General features: G+C 64.9%; 3 protein-coding genes and 1 tRNA gene. 3 read left to right on the top strand and 1 reads right to left on the bottom strand.

The features are described from left to right. On the bottom strand, positions 1 to 382 hold a 382-nt coding region (locus tag ACT4OC_RS20685), incomplete at its 3' end, for a disulfide bond formation protein B (RefSeq protein WP_444840892.1). A gap of 171 nt (positions 383 to 553) precedes the next feature. On the opposite strand from ACT4OC_RS20685, the gene ACT4OC_RS20680 reads away from it, so the two are divergent. The 3 genes from ACT4OC_RS20680 to ACT4OC_RS20670 all read left to right on the top strand — a co-directional run. Then, positions 554 to 638 (top strand) — tRNA-Leu (locus ACT4OC_RS20680). A 160-nt stretch (positions 639 to 798) separates the two neighbouring features. Continuing rightward, entirely contained in the window at positions 799 to 2,949 is a 2,151-nt protein-coding gene (locus ACT4OC_RS20675; protein ID WP_444840891.1) for a thiamine pyrophosphate-dependent enzyme, read from the top strand. After that, positions 2,946 to 3,707: 2-oxoacid:acceptor oxidoreductase family protein (locus ACT4OC_RS20670; protein ID WP_444840890.1), on the top strand; the 762-nt coding region annotated here is incomplete at its 3' end. The genes ACT4OC_RS20675 and ACT4OC_RS20670, both read left to right, overlap by 4 nt.

The following is a 3,707-nucleotide window of genomic DNA, read 5'->3' as shown; positions in this document are numbered from 1 at the left end:
TGCCGGCCTTGCCGAAATCGACCAGCGGCCCGCTGCAATCGGTCGGGCCCGGCCAGAACTGCCATTCGACGCCGGCGTGATAGCCGCCGAGCCAGGCATTGGCGAGCACAGCCAGCAGCAGGACGGCGAAGCCCGCCATCAGCACCTGCCGCGGCGCGCCTTGCGCAGCGAAGTAAGCAAGGAAGGCGGCCAGCGGCAGCGCGAGGTAGTAGGCATAGCGCTGCTCGAGGCAGAGCGGGCACGGCCGGATGTCGAGCACGAGCTGGAAGAACCAGGCGCCCGCCAGCGTCGCCGCCGCAATGACCGCAATCGCCAGCGCGGCGAGAGCCGCAGGGTTGGCGGCGAATCCCTGCCGTGACGGATGGGCGGTGGCAAGTGTCACATTCGTCTCCTTACGGCCTCGACCCAATTTATGGTCTCGACCGAATTTTGCTATCGCGCCCGGCTTTTCCTGTCGAGGCAAGCCAATATCACATCCGCGCGGGTTGACCGGTCCCGGCCCGCCGCTATATTCCGCCGGCTTCGCCGCCGGGCCGCAAGGGCCGGTCCGGAGGCCCCTGTGGCGGAACTGGTAGACGCGCTCGACTCAAAATCGAGTTCCGCAAGGAGTGCTGGTTCGATTCCGGCCAGGGGCACCAGTCATTGCTCATCCAGCAATTTCAGCATGCCGACCCCGCATTCGTCACTTATCGGCGTCCGCGGCGCGCGGGATGACTTCGGTCAAGAAGCGGCGCCGGATTTTGTACTCAAATGTCTCTGCCCTTGGAACGGAGTGCCACCCGGCAGGGATCAGAGGTCATGGCGGAGCGCTCGTTCAAGAAGGAAGTGGAGCTGCTGCGGCTTGGCGCCGGACAGGAGTTCAAGGGCGAGGGCATTCTGGCCGTCACCAAGGCGCTACTGCAATCGGGCGTCAATTATGTCGCAGGCTACCAGGGCGCGCCGATCTCGCACCTTGTTGACGTCTTGTCGGACGCCGCCGACATCCTCGACGAGCTCGGTATCCGCTTTGAGATGAGCGCCAACGAGGCAACGGCGGCCGCGACCCTGGCGGCTTCGGTCAACTATCCGCTGCGCGGCGCAGTCACGTTCAAGGGCGCCGTCGGCGTCAATGTCGCATCCGACGCACTGGCCAATCTGTCCTCCAGCGGAGTTACCGGCGGCGCGTTGATCATCCTCGGCGAGGACTACGGCGAAGGCTCCTCGATCATGCAGGAGCGAAGCCACGCCTTTGCGATGAAGTCGCAGATCTGGCTGCTCGATCCGCGCCCGAACCTGCCGTCAATTGTGAAAGCCGTCGAAACAGGCTTTGCGCTTTCTGAAGCCTCGCACACGCCAGTCATGCTGGAGCTGCGCATACGCGCCTGTCATGTCTACGGTAGCTTCACGGCCAAGGACAATGTGCAGCCGGCCTTCACGATGAAGGAAGCACGAACTTCCCCGCGACGCGCCACCGATCGCATCGTCCTGCCTCCCGCAAGCTACCAGCACGAGAAGGAGAAGGTCGAACAGCGCTGGCCCGCAGCCGTCAAATTCATCGAAGAGCATCAACTAAACGAGGTTTTCGACGGTGATGCGGACGACATCGGCATTATCGTGCAGGGCGGGCTTTACAACACCCTGATGCGGGCGCTGCAAACGACGGGTCTCGCCGATGCATTCGGTGCGACCCGCGTGCCGGTCTACGTTCTCAACGTCACCTACCCGCTGGTGGACTCGGAGGTCATCAGGTTCTGTGAGGGCAAGCGCGCAGTTCTCCTAGTCGAGGAAGGCCAGCCGGAATTCATCGAGCATTCGATCAATACGATCCTGCGCCGCGCCTCCGTGCAGACGAAGCTCGAAGGCAAGGGCATGCTGCCCCTTGCGGGAGAATATACCGGCGCTATCGTCAAGACTGGGCTGATCCGGTTTCTTCGCGCCCATCGCCCCGATCTCCTGCCGGGGTCCGATCCGGCCGCGACAAACGCGGCGACGGAAATCGCGGCGTCGCTGGTCTCGCCCAATGTACAGGGGCGCCCTCCCTCGTTCTGCACGGGCTGTCCGGAGCGGCCGATCTTCGCGGCCATCAAGCTTACGGAGCGGGAACTCGGGCGTCACCACATCAGCTGCGACATCGGATGCCATCTGTTCTCGGCACTGCCGCCTTTCGAAATCGGCAATACGGTGATGGGATATGGACTTGGCGGCGCCGGAGCATCGGCGCTGGGCTCGGCCGAGGGCAAACGCGCGATCGCCATCCTGGGCGATGGCGGCTTTTGGCATAACGGACTTGTCTCCTCGGTCGGCAACGCGGTGTTCAACAAGAACGACGGTGTGCAGATCATTGTCGACAACGGCTATTCGGCGGCTACCGGCGGCCAGGACATCATGTCCTCGGAAGCGGACAACCGCCAGCGGACGACGCGCAACACGATCGAGCGGGCCGTCAGAGGCGTCGGCGTTGGTTGGGTTCGCACGATATCGCGCACCTACGACGTGACGCGGATGCGCGATACGCTGAGGGAAGCGCTGCTGACCGCGGCCAAAGGCCCCAAGGTCATCGTCGCCCGCTCCGAATGCATGCTGAACCGGCAGCGGCGCGAGCGGCCCTTGCTGCAAAAGCAGATCAAGGCGGGACTGCGCACGGTTCGGGAGCGTTTCGGCGTCGATCACGATACCTGCACGGGCGATCATTCCTGCATTCGTCTCTCGGGCTGTCCTTCGCTCACCATCGCGCCAAATCCCGATCCTCTGAGGCGGGAGCCGGTAACGAAGGTGATGCAATCCTGCGTCGGCTGCGGGCTGTGCGGCGAGGTAGCGCACGCGGCGGTGCTGTGCCCATCCTTCTATCGCGCCTCCATCGTCAGCAATCCATCGCGATGGGAGCGCGCGCGGGCCTGGCTGCGCCGGACCGTGATATCCGCCCTGCAACGGCGTCTCGCCAGCACAAGCCAGGCGGGAGTGCGGGCATGACGGCCGCGAAGTCGATCAATATCGCGATTCTCGCCATGGGCGGCGAAGGCGGCGGCGTGCTGGCCGACTGGCTGGTCAGGGTTGGCGAAAGCGGCGGCTATCTCGCCCAAACGACGTCGGTGCCGGGGGTGTCGCAGCGGACGGGTGCGACGATCTACTATCTCGAACTGTTTCCCAGGAGTGCCCTGCACGGCCACAAGCGAATGCCGGTGCTCGGTCTGATGCCGATGCCGGGCGACGTCGATCTCGTTGTCGCCTCGGAGCTGATGGAAGCCGGCCGGGCGATCCAGCGCGGGCTGGTCACGCCGGACCGCACCCATCTGGTGACCTCGACGCATCGCGTCTACTCGATGACCGAAAAGACTGTGCTAGGCGACGGGCGCGTCGACGGTGAAGCGATTCTCAAGGCCTGCAGCACCGCCGCGCGGAAACTCACGAGCTTCGACATGGCGCGGGTCGCGGAAGCAAACGGAAGCGTGATCAGCGCGGCACTGCTCGGCGCCATCGTCGGCTCGCAGGCGCTTCCGTTTGCGCGCGAGGCCTACGAAGCGGCGATTCGCAGCGATGGCATCGGTGTCGATGCGAGCCTTGCGGCATTTTCTGCAGCCAGTACCGCAGCCGAACGGCCTATGGTCACGGACGTGGCGGCGGGCCAGGGACCGGATCCGGCACGCGGCGAGCCGGCTCCGGTCCTGCCGGCAGGTCTGAATGGCGAGGCACGGACGCTGGTGACGATGGGGGCAAGGCGCGCGGCAGAC

It is taken from the genome of Bradyrhizobium sp., from assembly GCF_052389815.1.
In the GTDB taxonomy this organism is placed as follows: domain Bacteria; phylum Pseudomonadota; class Alphaproteobacteria; order Rhizobiales; family Xanthobacteraceae; genus Bradyrhizobium.
The sequence above is the reverse complement of the archived record's forward strand: the minus strand, read 5'-3'. Positions and strand labels throughout refer to the sequence as shown.